This window comes from Intrasporangium chromatireducens Q5-1 (genome assembly GCF_000576575.1).
In the GTDB taxonomy this organism is placed as follows: domain Bacteria; phylum Actinomycetota; class Actinomycetes; order Actinomycetales; family Dermatophilaceae; genus Intrasporangium_A; species Intrasporangium_A chromatireducens.
Window position 1 is genome coordinate 1 of the sequence record NZ_AWQS01000537.1, and the last position, 862, is coordinate 862.

1 protein-coding gene is annotated in these 862 nt (G+C 72.2%); it reads right to left on the reverse strand.

The window, feature by feature from the left end:
* On the reverse strand, window positions 1-569 hold a 569-nt coding region (locus N864_RS22760), incomplete at its 3' end, for a PadR family transcriptional regulator (protein ID WP_034722973.1).
* Window positions 570-862: the final 293 nt, after the last annotated feature.

An 862-nucleotide genomic window follows, 5' to 3' on the forward strand; every position in this document is an offset into this window, starting at 1 on the left:
GGTTGCGCGCGGCGCTCGGCGTTGATGAGCTCCTCGAGCCAGCGGACCTCGCGCTCGGCGCGGTCCTCGCCGTGCTGCTGGAGCGCGAGGGTGTAGGCGTCCATCCGCTCCCGCCGGGCCTGAGAGGCCTCCCGGATGTTGGCGAGGCGCTCCTCGAGCCGGGAGCGGCGGCCCTCGAGGATCCGCAGCCGGACCTGGGCCTCGGTGCGGGAGAAGAAGGCGAACCGGACGTCGAAGTCCTCGTCGTCCCAGGAGTCGGGCCCGGACTGGGCGACGAGGTCCTGGAAGCGCTCCTTGCCCTCGGCGGTCAGCTCGTAGGTGATCCGGGCCCGTTTGCCCGCGAGTGGGGGCTCGGCGGGCGCGGTGTCGGTGATGTGGCCGGCCTCGACGAGCGAGCGCAGGGCCGGGTAGAGCGAGCCGTAGGACAGGGCGCGGAAGATGCCGAGGGCGGTGGTGAGGCGCTTGCGCAGCTCATAGCCGTGCAGCGCACCGTCGTGGAGCAGGCCGAGGATCGCGAACTCGAGCAGCGCCGCGCGGCGGCTCGGCTTGTTCGTCGTTGTCCTGGGCACCCGCTCACACTACACCGCGGATATATCACCCCGATACATCAGCGCGATCGCCCGTCTCGGGCGCTTGGGGATCCCGGTCCAGGAACGACCCGTGTTCCTGCGCGTCTGGCTCGATCGTGCCCAGGCTCCGTGCCCAGCGCTTGTCGTCCCGGACCAACGGTCGTCCGCCGGTCCGTCCACCCCCGTCCGGCGGATCCTCAACACCTGCTCCGCTCCACTCAGCAGCGGGCCCCCTGCCCCGCTCCACTCAGCAGCGGGCCCCTGCCCCGCTCCACTCAGCAGCGGGCCCGCTG